We start from the raw sequence: 21,368 nt of genomic DNA, 5'->3' as shown, positions 1-21,368 counted from the left end.
GGGTGCCGATCCATCCCCGCATATTCTTGTTCATCCCCTCATTGTATTTGTCAGAGAGTTCTCCCTTTGCGTGTCGCGCGCGTTCGTCTCCCGCGTTCCCACGTCATTCGTCTCAATAGTCAAATAATATGACTATACGGGCGTGAACTTCCGTGAAATAGTCCCTCTCGCCGCCTCAGAGGCCGGCCTGAGGGTTCCATGATACCAATCGGTGCCCCGGATAACATTTTTGGGAGACCCGCCTGATGATCCTCAAAGCCCTCTTTGCGGCCAGCGCCACGGCCGCGTTGTTGCTCGCGGTGCCGGCGAATGCCGCTGAGCTCACCGTCGGCTTCTCGCAGATCGGATCGGAATCCGGCTGGCGCGCGGCCGAGACGTCGGTCTCCAAGCAGGAGGCCGCCAAGCGCAAGGTCAATCTCAAGATTGCCGACGCGCAGCAGAAGCAGGAAAACCAGATCAAGGCGATCCGCTCCTTCATTGCGCAGAATGTCGACGCGATCTTCCTCGCGCCCGTCGTCGCGACCGGCTGGGATGCGGTGCTGAAGGAAGCCAAGGAAGCCAAGATCCCGGTGGTGCTGCTCGACCGCGACATCGACCCGTCGGGCAAGGACCTCTATCTCACCGCCGTCACCTCGGACAGCGTCCACGAAGGCGAGGTCGCCGGCGACTGGCTGGCCAAGACCGTCGGCGACAAGGCGTGCAACATCGTCGAATTGCAGGGCACGGTCGGCGCCAGCGTCGCCGCCAACCGCAAGAAGGGCTTTGACACGGCGGTCGCCAAGCACGCCAACCTGAAAATTGTGCGCAGCCAGACCGGTGACTTCACCCGCGCCAAGGGCAAGGAAGTCATGGAAAGCTTCATCAAGGCCGAAGGCGGCGGCAAGAACATCTGCGCGGTCTACGCCCACAACGACGACATGATGGTCGGGGCGATCCAGGCGATGAAGGAAGCCGGCCTCAAGCCAGGCAAGGACATCCTCACCGTGTCGATCGACGCAGTTCCTGACATCTTCAAGGCGATGGTTGCCGGTGAAGCCAATGCAACGGTCGAGCTGACGCCGAACATGGCGGGCCCGGCCTTCGACGCCGTCGCGGCCTTCAAGGAAAAGGGCACCGTTCCGCCGAAGTGGATTCAGACCGAATCCAGGCTGCTCACCGCCACCGACAATCCGCAGAAGGAATACGACAGCAAGAAGGGCCTCGGTTACTGAGGCGGGCGTCTCGCCGGATCACGCCTCGTGGTCCGGCACCCCCTTCGCAATCGCTGCGCGAACGAATAGGCTGGGCGTCCGCAGCATAAGCGGGCGCCGCCGGGAGTGACGTCGTTATGGAGAACAGCCTTGATCCTGCTCCGTCCCTCCTGGAGGTGCGCGGGATCAGCAAGAGCTTTGGTGCGGTGCGCGCGCTGCAGGAAGTGGATTTTACGCTTCGCGCGGGCGAGATCCATGCGCTGCTCGGCGAGAATGGCGCCGGCAAATCCACGCTGATCAAGGTCGTCACCGGCGTGTTCCCGCGCGATGCCGGTGTCGTCAGGCTGGGCGGCGAAGAGGTTGCACCGCGTTCGGCCAAGGCGGCGCTTCAGGCCGGCATTGCTACCGTTTACCAGGAAGTCAATCTGCTGCCGAACCTGTCGGTGGCGCAGAATCTGTTTCTCGATCGCCAGCCGATGCGCTTCGGTATCGTGCGCGACGGCGAGATGCGCCGCCGCGCAAGGGCGCTGCTTGCGGATTTCGGTCTCGACATCGATGTGGCCGCACCGCTCGGCAATTATTCGGTGGCGATCCAGCATGTCACCGCGATCGCACGCGCGGTCGATCTCTCCGCCCGCGTGCTGATCCTGGACGAGCCAACCGCGAGCCTCGATCGCCACGAGGTCGAGATCCTCTTTGGCATCATGCGCCAGCTGGCCAAACGCGGCATCGGCATCGTCTTCGTCAGCCATTTCCTCGATCAGGTCTACGAGATTTCCGATCGCATCACGGTGTTGCGCAACGGCCGCCTGGTCGGCGAGCGTGAGACAGCCTCGTTGCCGCGGCTGGAGTTGATCCGGATGATGCTGGGCCGCGAGCTGGCCGAGACCACCGGCGCACGCACGGCCACGAGCGACGGTCTGCCGCGCGAGGTCTGCGCGAGCTTCGAGAATTACGGCAAGGCCGGCTACGTCGCCCCCTTCAATCTCGAGCTGCGGCATGGTGAGGTTGTCGGCCTCGCCGGGCTGCTCGGCTCGGGCCGGACCGAGACGGCGCGGCTGGTGTTCGGCGCCGAGCGCGCCGATGGCGGGCAGGCGAGGGTGGAGGGCGCTACCATACGGCTGCAGTCGCCGCGCGACGGCGTGCGCCACGGCTTTGGCTATTGCCCGGAGGAACGCAAGACCGACGGCATCGTCGCCGAGCTCACCGTGCGCGAGAACATCGTGCTCGCGCTCCAAGCCAAGCGCGGCCTGCATCGGCCGCTGTCGCGCCGCGAGCAGGACGAGATCGCCAAACGTTACGTCAAGATGCTCGATATCCGTCCGCCTGATCCAGAGCGGCCCGTCGGCCTGCTCTCCGGCGGCAATCAGCAAAAAGCCCTGCTGGCGCGCTGGCTCGCGACGTCACCGCGGCTCCTCGTGCTGGATGAACCGACGCGCGGCATCGACGTCGGTGCGCATGCCGAGATCATCCGCCTGATCCGCGAGCTCTGTGACGACGGGCTGGCGCTGCTCGTGATCTCCTCCGAGCTCGACGAGATCGTGACCTATTCCGATCGCGTGATCGTGCTGCGCGATCGCGCCCATGTCGAGGAGCTCGCGGGCGAGGCGATCGACGTCACCAATATTCTCGCGGCCATCGCCGCCGATGGCGCGGCGGTGCAAGAGGCCCGGGCATGACAGCGTTGTTGCCGCGCCGCGGCCTTGCCCAGATCCTGGCGCTGATCGTGATCCTCGCGGTCGACCGCGTGGTGTCGCCGCAGTTCTTCGACCTGCGCCTTCAGGACGGCCGTCTGTTCGGTAGCATGATCGACGTGCTTAATCGCGGCACGCCGGTGGCGCTGCTCTCGCTCGGAATGGTGTTGGTGATCGCGACACGCGGCATCGATCTCTCGGTCGGCGCGGTGATGGCCATCTGCGGCGCGATTGCCGCAAGTCTCGCCGATAGTCATGGTCTGCCGGTGGTGCTGGGGGCTGCGCTCGGCGCTGGACTCGTCTGCGGATTGTGGAACGGCTTTCTTGTAGCCGTTCTCGGCATGCAGCCGATCGTGGCGACGCTGATCCTGATGGTGGCAGGGCGCGGCATCGCTCAGCTTATCACCGAGGGGCGCATCGTGACCTTTACCTCGCCGGATCTGGTCTGGCTCGGCAACGGCGCCATTCTTGGCGTCCCGGTCCCGGTCGTGATCGCGCTTGGCATGCTGATCTTGACTTGTGCTGTGGTCCGCGGCTCGGCGCTCGGCCTCCTGATCGAGGCGACCGGCGGCAATGCACGGGCGAGCGAGCTTGCTGGCGTCGGTACCCGGGCGATGATCCTGGCGGTCTATGTCTGGTGCGGTGTCTGCGCAGCGCTTGCCGGCGTGATCGCAGCAGCCGACATCATGGGGGCGGATGCCAACAATGCCGGCCTGTGGCTCGAGCTCGACGCCATCCTTGCGGTCGTGATCGGCGGAACCTCGCTGTTCGGTGGGCGCTTCAGCCTGGTTCTGGCTGTGTTGGGTGCGCTGATCATCCAGACCATGAACACGGGTATCTTGCTGTCGGGCTATCCGCCGGAGTTCAACCTGCTGGTCAAGGCGGTGGTGGTGCTCGCAGTGCTGCTGCTACAATCGCCAAAATTGTCCGGCTTTGCCGGCATCATGGCGCGGCTGCGGAGGGCAAACCCATGAAAGGGCTCCCGCCAGTCCTGATCACGGCCGTCGTTCTGGTAGCGGGCTTCGCAGCTTGCGCAGTGCAGTTTCCCAACATCGCCTCCACCCGCGTGGTCGGCAATCTCCTCACCGACAACGCCTTCCTTGGCATCGTCGCGACCGGCATGACCTTCGTGATTATCTCCGGCGGCATCGATCTCTCGGTCGGCTCCGTCATCGGCTTCACCACTGTGTTCGTCGCGCTTGCGATCGAGCGCTGGGGCGTGCCGCCGCTGATCGCTTTCGTCGCCATCCTCGTGCTCTCGGCGGCCTTTGGCGCGGCGATGGGCGCGATCATCCACGTCTTCGACCTGCCGCCCTTCATCGTGACGCTGGCTGGCATGTTCCTGGCGCGTGGCGCAAGCTTCCTGCTGTCGACGGAATCGGTGCCGATTACCGCGCCGGTTTATTCAACCGTATCCGATTTTGCGTTGCGGATGCCCGGGGGCGGACGGCTGAGCGCGGTTGCGATCATCATGCTGGCCATCGCGATCGGCGGCGCACTTCTGCTGCATCTCACCCGGTTCGGTGCCAATGTCTATGCACTCGGCGGTAACAGGGCGACCGCCAGCCTGATGGGCGTCGCGGTCGGCAGGATGACGGTGAAGATCTACATGCTGTCGAGCCTGCTCGCAGGGATCGCCGGCATCGTGTTCTCCTTCTATACAAGCGCCGGCTATTCGCTCTCCGCCGTCGGCGTCGAGCTCGACAGCATCGCGGCCGTGGTCATCGGCGGCACGCTACTCACGGGCGGGCAGGGTTCGGTGATCGGCACCTTCCTCGGCGTGCTGATCCAGGGCATGATCCAGACCTACATCAATTTCGACGGCACGCTGTCGAGCTGGTGGACCAAGATCGCGACCGGCATCTTGCTGTTTGCCTTCATTGCCCTTCAGCAAGGATTGGTTGCGCTGGCGCGCCGACCAGTGGCAAAGCGCGTGGGAGCAGCCCCATGACCTCGCGCATCGTCGTTATCCCGACACGACGGGCCCATTCGAACCACGCGGAGGTGTCCCGCTCGATCGGTGTCGACATCATCGCGGGCCGGTATGCGGAAGGCGTGCGGCTTCCGGGCGATGCCGAGCTGACGGCGATGTTTGGCGTGTCGCGGCCGGTGCTCCGCGAGAGCGTGAAGACGCTGGTCGCCAAGGGACTGCTCACCACCAAGGCCCGGGTTGGCACTGTCGTACGCGGGCGCGCCGCCTGGAACATGTTCGACGCCGATGTGCTCGCCTGGCATCTCGACGCCGGCATCGACAGGCGCTTTCTCAACGATCTCGCCGAGATACGTCTTGCGGTCGAACCGCGCGCGGCAGCGCTCGCGGCCAAGCGCCGTTCGGAGGAAGACGTCGCCGAGCTTCAACGCAGCATGGACCGCATGCGGCAGGAAACGTCCGAGTCCGTTGGCTTTGCCGAAGCCGATCTCGCTTTGCACCTTGCGGTGGCGCGAGCGTCCGGCAATCCGTTCATGCGCTCCATCGGGCATGTGATCGAAGCCGCCTTGCGCACGGCGTTCATGCTCAGTGCACCTGCCGGGTCGGAGGACCGCGAGATCGCGTTGGTCTGGCACCAGAAGATCGCCGACTCGATTGCAGCCGGTGACGCTGAGGCAGCGGCCGAAGCCATGGCCTTCGTCATTCACAACGGCATGCGCCGGCATAAGGGAATGGCGGCCGAGACAGCGCCGGCCGCACCTGTAGAATCTGGAGAAAGTTCGTGACAGATCTTCGTATCGCCATCGTCGGATTCGGCAAGATCGCGCGCGACCAGCATGTCGGTGCGATCGCCGCGACGTCAGGCGCCATGCTTGCCGCCGTTGCCAGTCGTAACGCGTCGCTGCCGGGCCTGCCGCATTTTGCGACCATCGAGGAGCTGCTGGAGAAGGGCCCGGAGATCGATGCGGTATCGCTCTGCACCCCGCCGCAGGTGCGACGCGCCCAGGCCGCCGCGGCACTCGCCGCCGGCAAGCATGTCATGCTGGAGAAGCCACCCGGCATCGGCGTTGCCGAGCTCGATCCGCTGGTGGCGATGGCAGCAGATGCAAAGCGCACCTTGTTTGCGACCTGGCATTCGCGCCACGCGCCGGCCGTCGAACCGGCCCGTGAATGGCTGGCGACGCGCCAGATCAAGTCGGTGCACATCATCTGGAAGGAAGACGTCCGCGTCTGGCATCCGGGCCAGGCCTGGATCTGGGAGCCCGGCGGGCTCGGCGTGTTCGATCCCGGCATCAATGCGCTCTCGATCCTGACCCGCATCCTGCCAAGGCCGGTGTTCGTCACCGCGGCCAAACTTGCCTTTCCGGCCAATTGCCAGTCGCCGATTGCCGCCAACCTGACGCTGACCGACATCAGCGGTCTGCCTGTCACAGCCGAGTTCGACTTTCGTCAGACCGGGCCGCAGAGCTGGGATATCGTCGCGGAAACCGATCAGGGCCGGATGACGTTGTCCCGCGGCGGCAGGATCATGGCGGTCGACGGCAAGGTTGTTGCCGAGGCGCCTGATGAGGAATATCGAGAACTCTACCGTCACTTCGTCAAGCTCGCGGCGTCAGGCGCGAGCGATGTCGACCTGGCACCGCTTCGTCTCGTCGCCGACGCTTTCCTGCTCGGCAAGCGTGATATCGTCGAACCGTTTGTGGACTAGACATGGTTGGTGCGAAAGTAACCAAAGACGTTTTCGGAACGCTGCCGGATGGACGCAGTGTCGAGCGTATCGTGCTGCGCGGGGAGGGCGGGTTTGAGGCTCGCATCATCACCCATGGCGCGGTGATCCAGGCGCTGATCGCGCCGGACGCCAAGGGCCGTTACGACGACGTCGTGCTGGGCCATGACGCCTTCGCCGGCTATCTCGCCGAACGCAAGTTTTTCGGCGCGACAGTGGGCCGCTACGCCAACCGTATCGCTAACGGACAGTTCGCGCTCGACGGCGAGACTTTCCGGCTTCCAATCAACAACGGCCCCAACGCGCTGCATGGCGGTCTCGATGGTTTCGATCGCAAGCTCTGGGACATTGCCGGGATCGACGACGGCGCGAGCCCTGCGGTTACGCTGACCTACACGAGCCCGCACGGCGAGGAGAATTATCCCGGCAAGCTCGATGTGATCCTGACCTATCGCGTCACCGGCCCGACCGAGCTGTCGCTGACGATGGAGGCGCGGACCGATCGCCCGACCATCGTGAACCTCACCAACCACAGCTTTTTCAATTTGGAAGGTGCCATGTCAGGCACGTCCATCCTCGATCACAAACTGACGGTCGCGGCAGAGCATTTCCTGGCCATTGATCCCATCGCCATCCCGCTGCCGGAATCGCCGCGCGCGGTGGCCGGCACAGCATTCGACTTCCGCGAGGCCCACGCTGTCGGCGCACGTATCCGCGAGAACGATCAGCAATTGCGGAATGGCAAGGGCTACGACCACACCTATTGCCTCGCGCGCGACGGCAAGCTCGCGCTCGCGGCCCGGCTGGAGGCACCGCTTTCAGGGCGGATCATGGAGCTGTTCACCGACCAGCCTGGCTTGCAAGTCTATTCCGGCAACTATCTCGACGGCTCGATCTCGGGCAAGGGCGGCAAGCTGATCCGTCAATCGGACGCGTTGTGCCTCGAGCCGCATATCTGGCCGAATGCGCCGAACCGGCCGGACTTTCCGAGCCCGCGCCTCGATCCCGGCGGCGTCTATCGCCATCACACCGTCTATCGCTTTGCGGTGAGGTCGCCATGATGGAAGAGGTGCCAACCTCCGTTCTCTCGGATCATCCCTGCCACCTCGGCGAGGGGCCGACCTATGACGTGGCCACCGACACCGCCTGGTGGTTCGACATTCGCGAAGGGAAGCTATTCGAGGCGCATCTCGGTGGCGGTACGATCCGCGTCCACGCGCTCGGCCGGATGGCGAGCGCGCTTGGGCGGATCGATGCCGAGCGGCAGCTCATCGTTGCGGAGGATGGTCTCTACATCCGAACAGTCGCCGATGGCGTGATGACGCTGTTCTGTCCGCTTGAAGCGGATAATCCTGCGACGCGTTCCAATGATTGCCGTGTGCATCGATCCGGCACGTTCTGGATCGGCACCATGGGGCGCAAGGCCGAGCGGGGGGCGGGAGCAATCTACGCGCTCCACCGTGGCAAGATCTCGACGCTGTTTCCGGGCATCAGCATTCCCAACTCGATCTGCTTTTCGCCGGATGGTGCCACCGGCTACTTCACCGATACGGTGCGCGCCGTGCTTTACGCTGTGCCGCTCAATCCCGACACGGGCCTGCCGCGCGGGGAGCCGGACGTGTTGCTCCGCCACACCGGCGTCGGCGGGCTCGATGGCTCCGTGTGCGATGCCGACGGGCAGATATGGAACGCCTGCTGGGGCGCCGGCAGGGTCGATGTCTATTCTCCCCAAGGCGAGCGCCTGCGCTCGCTGCATGTGCCCGCCAGACAGGCGAGTTGCCCTGCTTTCGTCGGCCCCGATTTGTCGCGCCTGCTTGTCACGTCCGCCTGGCAGGATATGGATGCGGAGGCGCGCGCCGCCGACCCACTGGCCGGCCGCACGTTTCTGCTACAAGCCTCCGCGCGCGGTCGCGCGGAGCCTGATGTCAAGCTCGCATAGGAGATCCGAAACCGACCTCTACCGACGTACTGAACGACCTAAGAAACAGTCTGACACCCAACGGGAGTGAAGCATGTTGAAATTGAAGACGACATTTCTCGCGATGGCGCTGGCCGGCGCTGCAACAATGGCCACGGGCCTGACGGCCTCCGCGCAGGACAAGGCAACAGTCGGCATCGCCATGCCGACCAAGTCCTCGGCGCGCTGGATCGACGACGGCAACAACATGGTGAAGGTGCTGAAGGAGCGCGGCTACAACACCGACCTGCAATATGCCGAAGACGACATCCCGAACCAGCTCTCGCAGGTCGAGAACATGGTGACCAAGGGCGCCAAGGCACTCGTGATCGCCGCGATCGACGGCACCACGCTGTCGGACGTGCTCAAGCAGGCCAAGGCCAAGGGCATCACCGTGATCGCCTATGACCGCCTGATCCGCGGTACGCCGAATGTCGACTATTACGCGACCTTCGACAACTTCCAGGTCGGCGTGCTGCAGGCGGAATCGATCGTGCAGGGACTCGGCCTCAAGGACGGCAAGGGGCCTTTCAACATCGAGCTGTTCGGCGGCTCACCCGACGACAACAACGCCTACTTCTTCTACAACGGCGCGATGAGCGTGCTTCAGCCCTACATCGACAGCAAGAAGCTCGTCGTCGTGTCCGGGCAGACGGGCATGGACAAGGTCGCAACGCTGCGCTGGGACGGTGCCACCGCCCAGGCCCGCATGGACAACCTGCTCAGTGCCTACTACGGCAACAAGAAGGTGAACGCTGTGCTGTCGCCCTATGACGGCCTCTCGATCGGTATCATCTCCTCGCTGAAGGGCGTGGGCTACGGCACGGCGGATCAGCCCATGCCGATCATCAGCGGCCAGGACGCCGAGGTTCCGTCGATCAAGGCGATGCTGCGCGGCGACCAGTATTCGACCATTTTCAAGGACACCCGCGATCTCGCCAAGGTCACCGCCGATATGGTCGATGCCGCGCTCGCCGGCAAGCAGGTCACGGTGAACGACACCAAGACCTATGAGAACGGTGCCAAGACCGTGCCGTCCTATCTGCTGAAGCCGGTCGTGGTGTATAAGGACAATTGGGAGAAGACCCTGATTGACAGCGGCTACTACAAGAAGTCGCAGTTCCAGTAAGACTGTCGAGTTTCCCTCTCCCCGTACGCGGGGAGAGGGACGTAACGGATGGGACGTAATGCGATGACCGCCATGCTGGAGATGCGCAACGTCAGCAAGAGCTTTGCCGGTGTGCAGGCGTTGCGTGACGTCAATTTCTCGGTCGAGGCCGGGCAGATCCACGCCCTCGTCGGCGAGAATGGCGCCGGCAAATCAACCTTGATGAAGGTGCTGAGCGGAGTGTACCCGGCGGGCAGCTACGAGGGCACCATCGTCTTCGAGGGCGAGGAACGCCGCTTCCGCGACATCAACGATTCCGAGGCGCTCGGTATCATCATCATCCATCAGGAGCTGGCGCTGATCCCGCTGATGTCGATCGCGGAGAATATTTTTCTCTCGCACCCGCCGTCAAAATTCGGCGTGATCGATCGCGACGAGGTGTACCGGCGCACGCGCGAGCTGCTCGCGCAAGTTGGCCTGAAGGAATCGCCCGATACCCTGATCACCGATCTCGGCGTCGGCAAGCAGCAGTTGGTCGAGATTGCCAAGGCGCTGTCCAAGCGTGTTCGGATGCTGATCCTGGACGAGCCGACCGCCAGCCTGAACGAGGCCGATAGCGCCGCACTGCTCGAACGCCTGATGAAGTTCCGCGAGCGGGGCATCGGCTCGATCCTGATCTCGCACAAGCTCAACGAGGTCGCCCGCGTCGCCGACCATATCACCGTGCTGCGCGACGGACGCACCGTCGACAGCATCGACTGCCGCGCCGAGCCGATCCAGGAAGACCGCATCATCCGCAGCATGGTCAATCGCGATCTGGCCCATCGCTTCCCGGAGCGCAGCGCGAAGATCGGCGAGCCGGTGCTCGAGGTGGCGAACTGGTCGGTCTATCACCCCATTCATCCCGACCGGCAGGTGATCAAGAACGTCAATTTCGGCGTCAAACGCGGTGAGGTCGTCGGCATCGCCGGACTGATGGGCGCGGGTCGTACCGAGTTCGCCATGAGCCTGTTCGGCCGCGCCTGGGGCACCAATATCACCGGCCGCATCGCCCTCGAGGGCCATGAGATCGTGCTGCCAAACGTCGCGGCCGCCATCGACGCGGGCCTTGCCTATGTGACCGAGGACCGTAAGCAGCTTGGGCTGATCCTGGCCGACGACGTCCGCAAGAACATTACGCTGGCAAGCCTCGACCAGGTCGCGCCGGGGAGGGTCATCGACGACATCGCCGAGCTGAAGGTCGCCAGCGACTACCGCAACCGCATGCGGATTCGCTGTTCCGACGTCTACCAGGAGACCGGTCAGCTCTCCGGCGGGAACCAGCAGAAGGTCGTGCTGTCGAAATGGCTGATGACCGACCCCAAGGTCTTGATCCTGGACGAGCCGACAAGGGGCATCGACGTCGGTGCCAAATATGAGATTTACTGTATCATCAACGAGCTGGCAGAAGCCGGCCGTGGCGTCGTGGTGATCTCCTCGGAGATGCCCGAGCTGCTCGGCATCTGCGACCGCATCTGCGTCATGAACGACGGCGCCTTTGTCGGCGAGTTCCCGGGCGCCGAGGCGACACAGGAAAACATCATGCGCGCCATCATGCGCAATGAACGAAGCAACGGAAACGGCGCGGCCAGGGTCGCGGAGATGGGAGGATTGCGGCCATGACCGACAAGACGGTTTCGCTGCCCGAGGAGCGCCGGCACGGCAGCTTCATCAAGAACAATCTGCGCAACTACGGCATGTTGATGTCGCTGATTGCGATCATGCTGTTCTTCCAGGTCATGACCAGCGGCACGCTGCTGCAGCCGCTCAACCTGACCAACCTTGTGCTCCAGAACAGCTACATCGTCATCATGGCGCTGGGCATGCTGCTGGTGATCGTCACCGGTCACATCGACTTGTCGGTCGGATCGGTCGCGGGGTTCGTCGGCGCGGTCGCTGCTCTTCTGATGGTGACATACAAGGTCGACTACACGCTCGCCTTCATCATCTGCCTCGCCGTCGGCGCGGCCATCGGCGCCGCGCAGGGCTATTGGGTGGCCTATTTCAAGATCCCGTCCTTCATCGTCACCCTCGCCGGCATGCTGGTGTTCAAAGGCCTCGCGCTCGCGGTATTGCAGGGCCAGTCGCTCGGGCCGTTCCCGTCGACCTTCCAGAAGCTGTCGTCAGGCTTCATTCCGGAGCTCGCCTGTTCCCAGCCTGAGCCAGCTAGTTTCTTCGGGTGTAACTTTGTTTCAGAAGCCGGCACGCTGCATCCGATCTCGATGCTGATCGGAGTCGCTCTGGCGCTAGGGCTGGTCTACGCCAGTGCCAAGAGCCGTGCACGTGAGGTGTCGCACGGCATCGAGGTTGAGCCTTACGCGTTCTTCCTGGGCAAGAGCATCGTGCTTGCCTGCGCCGTGCTCTATTTCACCTATCTGATCGCGACCTATCGCGGCCTGCCCAACGTGCTCGTGATCATGAGCGTCCTGATCGCGCTCTATGGTTTCGTCACCCGCCGCACCGTGATCGGTCGGCAGATCTATGCCGTCGGCGGCAACGCCAAGGCGGCAGGCCTGTCGGGCATCAAGACCGAGCGACTGACCTTCTTCACCTTCGTCAACATGGGCGTGCTGGCCGCGCTTGCCGGTCTCGTCTTCGCCGCGCGTCTCAACACCGCAACGCCCAAGGCGGGTCTGGGCTTCGAGCTCGACGTCATCGCCGCCTGCTTCATCGGCGGCGCCTCGGCCTATGGCGGCGTCGGCCGCGTCGGCGGCGCCGTGGTCGGCGCCATGATCATGGGCGTGATGAACAACGGCATGTCCATCCTCGGCATCGGCATCGACTACCAGCAGGTCATCAAGGGCCTGGTGCTGCTGGGAGCCGTGTGCATCGACGTGTATAACCAGCGGCGGTAGGGAATCACCCGCGGGTGGGGCTGCGGCGCCACCCCATACGGTACAATTTTCCCAAATTCCGATCACGGCAAATACCTCCGTGCCAATGCCTCGCCTTGACCATGATTTGGGCTATAAATCCAGAAGTGCCGAATAGCACACGGGCAGGGCAGCACCAGTGGCGGCTCAAATCCACGAGATGACAGACGATGAGTATGAGGTGCGACTTCGCATCCTCGTGCGCATCGTTTCCGTCTGCACCTTAGGGCTCATTTCCTTCGCTGCGGGTTTGCTGATCGGTGCCTTTGTGCTGTTTTGACAAGGGTAGCCACGCCGCCAGATGGCCTCAACCGCCACCGGCGCGCCAAGCTCCTGAGCTATTGCTCATCATCTGGGTATATGATCGAATGACCGGATGGACCAGGACAGGCCAAAACCCGATCTGATCGTCTTCGATTGCGACGGCGTGCTCGTCGACAGCGAGCTCCTGAGCTGTCGTTGCCTGTCGGAAGTGCTGGCGGAGTTCGGCCTTCAGCTCACGGTGGAACGGGCGCTCGAACTCTTCCTTGGACGCAGCACGAAGGCGGTCGAGGAGCACTATCGCGATCTCGGACAGGTCCTTCCTCGCGATTTTCTGCCGCGCCTGAAGGCGCGCGTGCTCGAGACGTTTACCGGGGCACTCCAGCCGATTCCTGGCGTCGGCTCCGTGCTGTCCGAATTGAAAACGCCGTGCTGCGTCGCATCGTCGAGCGACCTCGACCGCGTTTCGCTGTCGCTTGATGTGGCCGGCCTCGCGCCGCATTTCGGTGACCGGCTCTACACTGCGCAGATGGTCAGGCACGGAAAGCCGGCGCCGGATCTCTTTCTGCACGCAGCCGCGAAGATGCTGGCTGATCCCGCGCGTACGCTTGTGATCGAAGACAGCGTCAGCGGCGTGCAGGCCGCCAAGGCGGCCGGGATGATGGTCTGGGGATTTGTCGGCGGTAGCCATTATCGCGACCGCGATGGCCGCGCTATATTGTCGGCCGCCGGAGCCGATCGGGTCTTCGCGCGGATGAGCGATTTCTGGGAGGCGTGAGGCCGCATGGCCGCCGAGAACGAAAAGTCGAGGCTCGACGACGCCGCGCGCGCCGGCTGGCTCTATTTCATTGCCGGTCACACCCAGGACGAGATCGCTAAGATGCTCCAGGTGTCGCGCGCCTCGGCGCAGCGGCTGGTCTCGCTGTGTCTCGCCGAGCGGCTGATCACGTTCCGGCTCGAACATCCCATTGCCGAATGCATGGAGCTCGCGGCACGCCTGAAGGAGCGGTTCCAGCTCAGCCATTGCGAAGTTGTCCCGGCCGATCTTGCTGCACCGCAGTCCACTGCTGGTATTGCTGAGCGCTGCGCCAATCTGCTGGATGCGACGCTCCGCTCGGAGACGCCTGTGATCGTCGCCCTCGGCACGGGGCGGGCGGTACGCGCCGCGGTCGAGCGCGTCACGCCGATCGACCGGCCCAACCATCAGATCGTCTCGCTGGTCGGCAACATCTCCGCCGACGGCTCGGCGAGCTTCTACGACACCGTCGGCCGGCTGGCCGACCGCACCGGCGCGCGGCATTATCCGATGCCGCTGCCGTTTCTGATGTCCTCGGAGGACGAGCGCAACAAGATGGTGCGGATCGAGCCGATCGCGAAAGTGAAGGCAGTCGCGGCCAAAGCGGATCTGCGCCTCGTCGGCATCGGCCAGATGGACCAGAAGGCGCAGGTCCATGTCGACGGCTTCGTCACCCGCGACGAATTATTCGAGATGATGCGGCAGGGCGCGATCGGCGAGATCACCGGCTGGGCCTATGATTCCAAGGGCCGCCTGCTCAAGGCCGGCACCAACAAGCGCCTCACCAGCATTCCACCGGAGGTCCCGGCGAGGACCACGACCATCGGCGCCGCGGTTGGCGCGGCCAAGGTGTCGGCGATTGCGGCGGCGCTGAATGGGCGCCTGATCAATGGCCTGATCACCGATGAGGCCACGGCAAGGGCAATCCTGGAGCGCTGAGCTAGCGCGGCCACGGGACTCGGTTCCTTCTCCCGCAAGCGGAGGCGGTGGAAAAGTCGCGAGCGCTCCAGCGCGAACAAACTGCCATCCCTTCCGTCCCGCACGGCAGTTACCTCCCGCAGCGCAGCACTCATAAGTTGCGGAAACAGCCGCGCGCCTGCTTGACATCTGCGACACCTCATCCGAACATACGCTCAACGCGTGGGCATATGCTCAAAACGCGAATTGAGGGAGGACACCGTGAAACACGTTCTGGGCGCCGTCTGCGGCGCGTCTGTACTGCTTGCCGTCCCCGCGATGGCCGAAACGACCCTGACGATCGCCACCGTCAACAACGGCGACATGATCCGCATGCAGGGGCTGACCAGTGAATTCACCAAGGCGAATCCCGACATTTCAGTGAAATGGGTGACGCTCGAGGAAAACGTGCTGCGCCAGCGCGTCACCACCGACATCGCCACCAAGGGCGGCCAGTTCGACGTGCTGACGATCGGCACCTACGAGGTGCCGATCTGGGCCAAGAAGGGCTGGCTGGTGCCGCTCGCCAATCTCGGCGCCGATTACGACGTCGCCGACCTCCTGCCGAAGATCAAGGATGCGGTCTCCGTCGACGGCAAGCTCTATGCGGCGCCGTTCTACGGCGAGAGCTCGATGATCATGTATCGCACCGATCTGTTCGAGAAGGCCGGCCTGAAGATGCCGGAGAAGCCGACCTGGGAGTTTGTCATCGACGCCGCCAAGAAGATCACCGACAAGAGCGCTGGTACTTATGGCATCTGCCTGCGCGGCAAGGCCGGGTGGGGCGAGAACATGGCGTTCCTCTCGGCGATGGCCAACTCCTACGGCGCACGCTGGTTCGACGAGAAGTGGGAACCGCAATTCAACACGCCGGAATGGAAGACGACGCTCACGACCTACGTCAACCTGATGAAGGACGCCGGCCCTCCCGGTGCGAGCTCGAATGGCTTTAACGAGAATCTAGCGCTGTTCAACGCAGGCAAGTGCGGCATGTGGATCGATGCGACGGTCGCGGCGTCCTTCGTCACCAACCCGAAGGACTCCAAGGTCGCCGACAAGGTCAGCTTTGCTCTCGCGCCCAATACCGGACTCGGCAAGAACGCCAACTGGCTGTGGGCCTGGAACCTCGCGATTCCTGCCGGCTCCAAGAAGTCAGAAGCCGCCGAAAAGTTCATCGCCTGGGCAACCAGCAAGGACTACACCAAGCTCGTGGCCTCGAAGGAAGGCTGGTCCAACGTGCCTCCGGGCACGCGCACCTCGCTCTACACGAATCCTGAGTACCTGAAGGCCGCGCCCTTCGCCAAGATGACGCTGGCCTCGATCGACGCGGCTGATCCGAACAAGCCGACCGTGAAGCCGGTGCCCTACGTCGGCGTGCAATATGCCGCGATCCCTGAATTTCAGGGCATCGGCACGCAGGTTGGGCAGCAATTCTCCGCTGCGCTTGCGGGATCGATGACGGTCGACGCGGCACTCTCGGCTGCGCAATCGGCGACCGAGCGCGAGATGAAGCGCGCCGGCTACATCAAGTGAACCCGAGCTCTCCTTGAGCTCAAACTTGCGGCCATCCACTCCTTGCGCGATGGATGGCCGCTTTCTTCCCCCAAGCGGAGAGCCCACGGATGGCAACCCGGCAGACGCAATTCCTTGCGCGGTCGCTCCTGAGCCCGGCCGTCGGACTGCTCTTCATCTGGATGATCGTTCCGCTTGCGCTGACGCTCTATTTTTCAACGTTGCATTACAGCCTGCTTGATCCCGGTTCGGAATCGTTCGTCGGGCTTGAAAACTTCCACTACTTCCTCACCGATCCCGCCTTCCTCGCCTCGCTTCAGAACACTCTGGTGCTGGTCGGCTCGGTGCTGGCGCTGACGATCCTGCTCGGCATTCCCCTGGCGCTGTTGATGGACCAGCCCGTGATCGGTCGCAACTTCGTGCGGCTGATGGTGATCGCGCCGTTCTTCGTGATGCCCACGGTGAGCGCGCTGGTCTGGAAGAACCTCCTGATGCACCCGGTGTCCGGCCTGTTCGCCTGGCTCGCCAAGCTGGTCGGGCTGACTCCGGTCGACTGGTTCAACGACGTGCCGCTGTTCTCGGTGATCCTGATCGTGGCCTGGCAATGGCTGCCGTTCGCAACGCTGATCCTGCTCACGGCCTTGCAATCGCTCGACGAAGAGCAGAAGGAGGCGGCAGAGATGGACGGCGCCAGCGCGATCTCGACCTTCATCTACATTACGCTGCCGCATCTGGCGCGCCCGATCACGGTGGTGATCCTGATCGAGACCATCTTCCTGCTGACGGTGTTCGCCGAGATCTTCGTCACAACTGGTGGCGGGCCAGGCTTGCAGACCACCAACATCGCCTTCCTGATCTATTCGCAAGCGTTGATCCAATTCGACGTCGGGAGTGCCTCGGCGGGCGGTCTTGTCGCCGTGGTCATCGCCAACGTCGTCGCCTTCTTCCTTGTCCGCATCGTCGGCCGCAACCTGGAAGCCTGAAATCATGGCGCGCAAGTCAACGACGCAGCGGGTGGTTGTTTCGACGATCGGGGCATGGTTCTTCGGATTCCTGATCTTCTTCCCGATCCTTTGGATGGTGCTGGCGAGCTTCAAGACCGAGCTCGAAGCCTTCGCCATTCCGCCGTCTTTCCTGTTCTTCCACTGGACGACGGAGAACTACGCGACAGTTCAGGAGCGCAGCGACTATCTGCTCCACGCAATGAACTCGATCATCATCGCCGGTGGCTCGACCCTGATTGCGCTCGTGATTGCAGTCCCCGCAGCCTGGTCGATGGCGTTCTCGCCGACCAAGCGCACCAAGGACATCCTGCTCTGGATGCTCTCGACCAAGATGATGCCGCCGGTCGGCGTGCTCGTTCCAATCTACCTGATCTACAAGACCTTTGGCTTGCTCGATTCCCGCATCGGTCTCATCTTCATCCTCTGTCTCGGCAATCTGCCGATCGTGATCTGGATGCTCTTCACTTATTTCAAGGAGATCCCGCGCGACATCCTGGAGGCCGCGCGCATGGACGGCGCCACGATAGGCCGCGAGCTGATCTATGTGCTGACGCCGATGGCGATCCCTGGACTCGCATCGACGCTGCTGCTCAATCTGATCCTGGCCTGGAACGAGGCATTCTGGACGCTCAATCTGTCGACCTCGAACGCTGCGCCACTCACCACGTTCATCGCGTCCTATTCCAGTCCGGAAGGACTGTTCTGGGCAAAATTGTCGGCTGCCTCGACGTTGGCGATTGCGCCCATTCTTGTGCTCGGTTGGTTCAGCCAGAAGCAGCTCGTGCGCGGGCTCACCTTCGGCGCGGTGAAGTAAAGGGGCTGCCGGATCATGGGTCAGATCACACTTCAGGGCGTGCAGAAATCCTTCGGCCCGGTGCATATCATCAAGGGCGCCGATCTCGACATCGCCGACGGCTCATTCGTCGTGTTCGTCGGTCCGTCAGGCTGCGGCAAGACCACGCTGCTGCGGCTGATCGCGGGACTTGAGGACGTCACCGGCGGCGCTATCCTGATCGACGGCAAGAACGTCGTCGACACGCCACCCGCCAAGCGCGGATTGTCGATGGTGTTTCAGTCCTATGCGCTCTATCCGCATATGAGCGTACGCGGCAATATCGGCTTCGGCCTGAAGATGGCGGGATTGCCCAAGGAGGAAATCAACCGCAAGGTCGAGGCGGCCGCCGCGACGTTGAACCTCTCACCCTATCTCGACCGCAAGCCGCGCGAGCTCTCCGGCGGCCAGCGCCAGCGCGTCGCAATCGGCCGCGCCATCGTCCGCGAGCCCAAGGGGTTCCTGTTCGACGAGCCGCTGTCCAATCTCGACGCCGCGTTGCGCGTGCAGATGCGCATCGAGGTGACGCGGCTTCAGAAGCAGCTCGGCACCACCGCGATCTACGTCACCCACGACCAGGTCGAGGCCATGACCATGGCCGACAAGATCGTCGTGCTCAACGCCGGCAAGATCGAGCAATACGGCTCGCCGCTGGAGCTGTACGAGCGGCCCGCGAATCTGTTCGTCGCCGGCTTCATCGGCTCACCCAAGATGAATTTCGTCACAGGCGAGAGCGCCGCGCAGAAGGGCGCCGCCACGATCGGCGTACGGCCGGAGCATCTCAAGATCGAGCGTGACGGCGGCGGCGGCTGGCAGGGAACGATTGCGGTCGCCGAGCATCTCGGTAGCGACACCTTTCTCTATGTCGATGCCGGGCCGCTCGGGATGTTGACCGCGCGCTACATCGGCGAACTCAGCCTGCACGCCGGCGACCGCGTGTCGCTGGTGCCGGACCCCGCGCGCATTCATCGCTTCGATGCAAGCGGCAATGCGATCAGGAACTGACAAGAAACGGGAAGACGACCATGTACCTGGAAAAATTCAAGCTGAGCGGTAAGACCGCATTCATCACCGGCGGCGGGCAGGGCATTGGCCTCGCCTGCGCGGAGGCGCTGGCCGAAGCCGGCGCCAAGGTGATCATCGGCGATCGCGACAGCAAGGTTGCCGGCGACGCCAAGACGACCCTGAAAGCAAAGGGCTTTGACATTGAGACCGCGATCATGGACGTCACCGACACCAAGCGCGTGGCGGAGGTCGCCAACGACCTCGTCGCCCGCCACGGCAAGGTCGACATCCTCGTCAACAATGCCGGCATTGCCCGCAGCGAAACGCCGGCCGAGACCGTCACCGACGAGCACTGGCTGAATGTCATCGACGTCAATCTCAACGGCACCTTCTGGTGCTGCCGCGAATTCGGCAAGCACATGCTCAACGCCAGGAGCGGTGCCATCGTCAATGTCGGATCGATGTCCGGATTCATCGTCAACAAGCCGCAGGAGCAGTGCTTCTACAACGCTTCCAAGGCCGGCGTGCACCATCTGACCAAGTCGCTGGCCGCCGAATGGGGCGCGCGCGGCATCCGCGTCAACGCGGTGGCCCCGACCTATATCGACACGCCACTCAATGCCTTCGTGAAAAGCACCCCGAAAATGTACGACGCCTGGATCGGTGGAACTCCGATGGGGCGGATGGGACAGGTCGAGGAGATCGCCTCGGTCGTCCTGTTCCTCGCATCCGAGGCCGCAAGCCTGATGACAGGAAGCATCGTGCTGGTGGATGGCGGCTACACTTGCTGGTAGGCTTGCGTCAAACTTGACGAGAGCTTCCGGGAGCGACAATGCCGCGAGCGTATATCGGCGTCGATGTAGGGACCACGAGCACGCGGGCAGGGGTGTTTGACGAGGCGGGCACGCTACTTGCGACCGCCAAACATCCGATCCGGATCTGGCACGAGGCCGGCGACATCGTCGAGCAGTCGTCGGAGGATATCTGGCAGGCCTGCGTCAAATCGGTCCGGGCGGCGATGGCGGAGGCGGCGATCGCGCCCGACAGCGTCGGCGGCATCGGGTTTGATGCGACCTGTTCCCTGGTGGTGCTCGACGTCAAGGGCGAGCCAGTCACGGTCAGCGCCTCCGGCGACAAGCAGCGCAACGTCATAGTCTGGATGGATCACCGCGCCATTGCCGAAGCGCGACTGATCAACGAGACCGCGGACGATGTGCTGCGCTATGTCGGTGGCTCCATCTCGCCCGAGATGGAGATGCCGAAACTCCTTTGGCTGAAACGGCATCTGCGCGCGAGCTTCGATGCCGCCGGGCATTTTTTCGATCTGGCAGACTATCTCACCTGGCGCGCGACAGGATCGCTGCAACGTTCGACCTGCACCGTCACCTGCAAGTGGAACTACCTCGCACATGACAGCGGCGGCTGGAGTGCGCCATTCTTCAAGCGTATCGGCCTGTCGGATTTCGTCAGCGAGAACTACGCTCGTATCGGCACCGAGATCGTCGCGCCCGGCACGCGCCTCGGCGCCGGCCTGATCGGCGCCGCTGCGGCCGACCTCGGTCTGTCGCCTGGCACGCCGGTCGGGGCCTCCCTGATCGATGCGCATGCTGGGGGCATCGGCGCGATCGGCGGGCGCGACGGAGCCGGCGGAACAACGGACGTCACCGATCGTCTCGCCTACATCATGGGAACGTCGGCCTGCATCATGGCGACGACGAAGGAGCCGTGCTTCGTGCCTGGCGTCTGGGGTCCTTATTACTCCGGCATGGTGCCCGACTTCTGGCTCAACGAGGGCGGCCAGTCGGCCGCCGGCGCGGCGATCGACCACCTTCTCAAATCGCATCCCGGCCACGCGGAAGCGCACGCGGCGGCGCGCAGTGAGGGCGTCGACCTCATTGAATTTCTCGAGCGCCGCATTATCGCGCGCGCGGGCGATGCCAGTCGCGCCGCGCTGGTCGCCCGCGACGTTCACGTGCTCCCTGAGTTTATCGGCAACCGCTCGCCTTACGCCGACCCCGACACCCGCGCGGTAATCGCGGGCCTCGATCTCGACACCGATGTCAGGTCGATGGAACGGCTGTTCCTCGCCGGCCTGTGCGGGCTCGCCTATGGGCTCGCCGAGGTGATCGAGGCTTTTGCGGCACACGGCGTCCATGCCGGCATCATGATCATGGGGGGCGGCGCGAGCCGTAGTCCGCTGGTACGGCAGATCATGGCTGATACCACGGGCCTTACCGTCGCGCTGCCGCAAACCAGGGAGCCGGTGCTGCTAGGGGCTGCGATGCTGGGGGCGGTCGCCGGCGGCGCCTATGCCTCGATCGGCGAAACCATGGCCAAAATGTCGGCGCTCGGACGCAAGAGCGAGCCGACCGCGCCTGACATGGCCGCGTTTCACACCAGGAAGCGCGGGGTGTACAAGCTGCTGCGCGAGATCGATCGTGGCAGCCGTGCGGCGATGCGCGACATCGTCAAGGGTTAAGAGTC

Annotated in this window: 19 protein-coding genes; all 19 read left to right on the top strand. The window is 63.7% G+C overall.

Annotated elements, in window-relative coordinates; genetic code table 11:
* Positions 1-245 precede the first annotated feature (245 nt).
* The 19 genes from ytfQ (at position 246) to M2427_RS29335 (ending at position 21,363) form a co-directional block, all read left to right on the top strand.
* Positions 246-1,211 carry a galactofuranose ABC transporter, galactofuranose-binding protein YtfQ gene (gene ytfQ / locus M2427_RS29425; protein ID WP_280710378.1) on the top strand — a complete coding sequence of 322 codons (966 nt, stop codon included), beginning with the start codon at positions 246-248 and terminating at the stop codon, positions 1,209-1,211.
* Positions 1,212-1,327: 116 nt separating this feature from the next.
* Positions 1,328-2,869, top strand: coding sequence for a sugar ABC transporter ATP-binding protein (locus M2427_RS29420; RefSeq protein ID WP_280710377.1), 1,542 nt, complete (start codon positions 1,328-1,330; stop codon positions 2,867-2,869).
* The gene (locus tag M2427_RS29415; RefSeq protein ID WP_280710376.1) at positions 2,866-3,858 is read left to right on the top strand and encodes an ABC transporter permease; all 993 of its coding nucleotides are present in this window, start codon (positions 2,866-2,868) and stop codon (positions 3,856-3,858) included. The genes M2427_RS29420 and M2427_RS29415 overlap by 4 nt, the downstream gene beginning before the upstream one ends.
* A complete protein-coding gene (gene yjfF / locus M2427_RS29410; RefSeq protein ID WP_280710375.1) occupies positions 3,855-4,835 on the top strand; it encodes a galactofuranose ABC transporter, permease protein YjfF in 981 nt (326 codons plus the stop codon). Before M2427_RS29415 ends, yjfF begins: the two co-directional genes overlap by 4 nt.
* Positions 4,832-5,599, top strand: coding sequence for a FadR/GntR family transcriptional regulator (locus M2427_RS29405; protein ID WP_280710374.1), 768 nt, complete (start codon positions 4,832-4,834; stop codon positions 5,597-5,599). Before yjfF ends, M2427_RS29405 begins: the two co-directional genes overlap by 4 nt.
* Positions 5,596-6,522: a Gfo/Idh/MocA family oxidoreductase gene (locus M2427_RS29400; RefSeq protein WP_280710373.1), complete on the top strand. Its 927-nt coding sequence runs from the start codon at positions 5,596-5,598 to the stop codon at positions 6,520-6,522. Before M2427_RS29405 ends, M2427_RS29400 begins: the two co-directional genes overlap by 4 nt.
* 2 nt (positions 6,523-6,524) lie before the next feature.
* Positions 6,525-7,601, top strand: a complete 1,077-nt coding sequence (locus tag M2427_RS29395) for an aldose epimerase family protein (RefSeq protein ID WP_280710372.1) — start codon at positions 6,525-6,527, stop codon at positions 7,599-7,601.
* Entirely contained in the window at positions 7,601-8,479 is an 879-nt protein-coding gene (locus tag M2427_RS29390; protein WP_280710406.1) for an SMP-30/gluconolactonase/LRE family protein, read from the top strand. Before M2427_RS29395 ends, M2427_RS29390 begins: the two co-directional genes overlap by 1 nt.
* A gap of 73 nt (positions 8,480-8,552) precedes the next feature.
* The gene (gene chvE / locus M2427_RS29385; protein ID WP_280710371.1) at positions 8,553-9,626 is read left to right on the top strand and encodes a multiple monosaccharide ABC transporter substrate-binding protein; all 1,074 of its coding nucleotides are present in this window, start codon (positions 8,553-8,555) and stop codon (positions 9,624-9,626) included.
* A gap of 63 nt (positions 9,627-9,689) precedes the next feature.
* Positions 9,690-11,267 carry a multiple monosaccharide ABC transporter ATP-binding protein gene (gene mmsA, locus M2427_RS29380; RefSeq protein ID WP_280710370.1) on the top strand — a complete coding sequence of 526 codons (1,578 nt, stop codon included), beginning with the start codon at positions 9,690-9,692 and terminating at the stop codon, positions 11,265-11,267.
* The gene (mmsB, locus tag M2427_RS29375) at positions 11,264-12,499 is read left to right on the top strand and encodes a multiple monosaccharide ABC transporter permease (RefSeq protein WP_280710369.1); all 1,236 of its coding nucleotides are present in this window, start codon (positions 11,264-11,266) and stop codon (positions 12,497-12,499) included. The genes mmsA and mmsB overlap by 4 nt, the downstream gene beginning before the upstream one ends.
* A gap of 394 nt (positions 12,500-12,893) precedes the next feature.
* A complete protein-coding gene (locus M2427_RS29370) occupies positions 12,894-13,556 on the top strand; it encodes an HAD family hydrolase (RefSeq protein ID WP_280710368.1) in 663 nt (220 codons plus the stop codon).
* Between the two features lie 6 nt (positions 13,557-13,562).
* Complete coding sequence (locus tag M2427_RS29365) at positions 13,563-14,513, top strand: sugar-binding domain-containing protein (RefSeq protein WP_280710367.1); 951 nt, start codon at positions 13,563-13,565, stop codon at positions 14,511-14,513.
* A 297-nt stretch (positions 14,514-14,810) separates the two neighbouring features.
* Complete coding sequence (locus tag M2427_RS29360; RefSeq protein ID WP_280710405.1) at positions 14,811-16,064, top strand: sugar ABC transporter substrate-binding protein; 1,254 nt, start codon at positions 14,811-14,813, stop codon at positions 16,062-16,064.
* Positions 16,065-16,153: 89 nt separating this feature from the next.
* Positions 16,154-17,026 carry a sugar ABC transporter permease gene (locus M2427_RS29355; RefSeq protein WP_280710366.1) on the top strand — a complete coding sequence of 291 codons (873 nt, stop codon included), beginning with the start codon at positions 16,154-16,156 and terminating at the stop codon, positions 17,024-17,026.
* Positions 17,027-17,030: 4 nt separating this feature from the next.
* Positions 17,031-17,861 carry a carbohydrate ABC transporter permease gene (locus M2427_RS29350; RefSeq protein WP_280710365.1) on the top strand — a complete coding sequence of 277 codons (831 nt, stop codon included), beginning with the start codon at positions 17,031-17,033 and terminating at the stop codon, positions 17,859-17,861.
* 15 nt (positions 17,862-17,876) lie between these two features.
* Positions 17,877-18,884, top strand: coding sequence for an ABC transporter ATP-binding protein (locus M2427_RS29345; RefSeq protein WP_280710364.1), 1,008 nt, complete (start codon positions 17,877-17,879; stop codon positions 18,882-18,884).
* Between the two features lie 20 nt (positions 18,885-18,904).
* The gene (locus M2427_RS29340; RefSeq protein WP_280710363.1) at positions 18,905-19,678 is read left to right on the top strand and encodes an SDR family oxidoreductase; all 774 of its coding nucleotides are present in this window, start codon (positions 18,905-18,907) and stop codon (positions 19,676-19,678) included.
* 38 nt (positions 19,679-19,716) lie between these two features.
* Positions 19,717-21,363, top strand: a complete 1,647-nt coding sequence (locus M2427_RS29335) for an FGGY-family carbohydrate kinase (protein ID WP_280710362.1) — start codon at positions 19,717-19,719, stop codon at positions 21,361-21,363.
* Positions 21,364-21,368: the final 5 nt, after the last annotated feature.

This window comes from Bradyrhizobium sp. BR13661, from assembly GCF_029892425.1.
Taxonomy (GTDB): Bacteria; Pseudomonadota; Alphaproteobacteria; order Rhizobiales; family Xanthobacteraceae; genus Bradyrhizobium.
The sequence above is the reverse complement of the archived record's forward strand: the minus strand, read 5'-3'. Positions and strand labels throughout refer to the sequence as shown.

Bases quoted from the DNA above. Each gene is read 5' to 3' on its own strand.
- M2427_RS29355 (WP_280710366.1), top strand. From the start codon at position 16,154: ATGGCAACCCGGCAGACGCAATTCCTTGCGCGGTCGCTCCTGAGCCCG.
- M2427_RS29405 (WP_280710374.1), top strand. From the start codon at position 4,832: ATGACCTCGCGCATCGTCGTTATCCCGACACGACGGGCCCATTCGAAC.
- M2427_RS29420 (WP_280710377.1), top strand. From the start codon at position 1,328: ATGGAGAACAGCCTTGATCCTGCTCCGTCCCTCCTGGAGGTGCGCGGG.
- M2427_RS29360 (WP_280710405.1), top strand. From the start codon at position 14,811: ATGGCCGAAACGACCCTGACGATCGCCACCGTCAACAACGGCGACATG.
- M2427_RS29390 (WP_280710406.1), top strand. From the start codon at position 7,601: ATGGAAGAGGTGCCAACCTCCGTTCTCTCGGATCATCCCTGCCACCTC.
- mmsA (WP_280710370.1), top strand. From the start codon at position 9,690: ATGACCGCCATGCTGGAGATGCGCAACGTCAGCAAGAGCTTTGCCGGT.
- mmsB (WP_280710369.1), top strand. From the start codon at position 11,264: ATGACCGACAAGACGGTTTCGCTGCCCGAGGAGCGCCGGCACGGCAGC.
- yjfF (WP_280710375.1), top strand. From the start codon at position 3,855: ATGAAAGGGCTCCCGCCAGTCCTGATCACGGCCGTCGTTCTGGTAGCG.
- ytfQ (WP_280710378.1), top strand. From the start codon at position 246: ATGATCCTCAAAGCCCTCTTTGCGGCCAGCGCCACGGCCGCGTTGTTG.
- chvE (WP_280710371.1), top strand. From the start codon at position 8,553: ATGTTGAAATTGAAGACGACATTTCTCGCGATGGCGCTGGCCGGCGCT.
- M2427_RS29340 (WP_280710363.1), top strand. From the start codon at position 18,905: ATGTACCTGGAAAAATTCAAGCTGAGCGGTAAGACCGCATTCATCACC.
- M2427_RS29350 (WP_280710365.1), top strand. From the start codon at position 17,031: ATGGCGCGCAAGTCAACGACGCAGCGGGTGGTTGTTTCGACGATCGGG.
- M2427_RS29370 (WP_280710368.1), top strand. From the start codon at position 12,894: ATGGACCAGGACAGGCCAAAACCCGATCTGATCGTCTTCGATTGCGAC.
- M2427_RS29365 (WP_280710367.1), top strand. From the start codon at position 13,563: ATGGCCGCCGAGAACGAAAAGTCGAGGCTCGACGACGCCGCGCGCGCC.
- M2427_RS29415 (WP_280710376.1), top strand. From the start codon at position 2,866: ATGACAGCGTTGTTGCCGCGCCGCGGCCTTGCCCAGATCCTGGCGCTG.
- M2427_RS29345 (WP_280710364.1), top strand. From the start codon at position 17,877: ATGGGTCAGATCACACTTCAGGGCGTGCAGAAATCCTTCGGCCCGGTG.
- M2427_RS29335 (WP_280710362.1), top strand. From the start codon at position 19,717: ATGCCGCGAGCGTATATCGGCGTCGATGTAGGGACCACGAGCACGCGG.
- M2427_RS29395 (WP_280710372.1), top strand. From the start codon at position 6,525: ATGGTTGGTGCGAAAGTAACCAAAGACGTTTTCGGAACGCTGCCGGAT.